The 358-nt window shown below is 57.3% G+C and carries 1 protein-coding gene; it reads right to left on the bottom strand.

Features of this window, described 5'->3' with window-relative positions; translation table 11 throughout:
* Nucleotides 1–75 precede the first annotated feature (75 nt).
* On the bottom strand, nt 76–358 hold a 283-nt coding region (locus HX830_RS31430), incomplete at its 5' end, for a transposase domain-containing protein (RefSeq protein ID WP_177104700.1).

Here is a 358-nt window from a genome sequence, read left to right as displayed (position 1 = left end):
GCCATGTAACTGATCGCTTTACCGTAAGCGCCCCATAAACCCCACCTACCGCAAAAGTAGGGGGTAGGTTCCGGTTTACCTTGGCATCTCTGGCGAGCAGTTCCACGGTAGCAAGGCCTCGCAGTCTTCTACCGATGTCGCCAGCGGCAGCCGCTCCAGTACGTGGCGCAGCCACGTATACGGCTCCTGGCCGTTAGCTTTGGCGGTTTCGACCAGGCTGTAAATTTGTGCACTGGCATACGCCCCTTTGGGCGTGTCGCTGAAAAGCCAATTTTTGCGTCCAATCACAAACGGCTTGATCGCGCGCTCAGCGGCGTTGTTGTCGATAGGCAAAAAACCGGCCTCCACGTAACGCAGC

Source organism: Pseudomonas gingeri (assembly GCF_013385425.1).
GTDB lineage: Bacteria > Pseudomonadota > Gammaproteobacteria > Pseudomonadales > Pseudomonadaceae > Aquipseudomonas > Aquipseudomonas gingeri_D.
The sequence above is the reverse complement of the archived record's forward strand: the minus strand, read 5'-3'. Positions and strand labels throughout refer to the sequence as shown.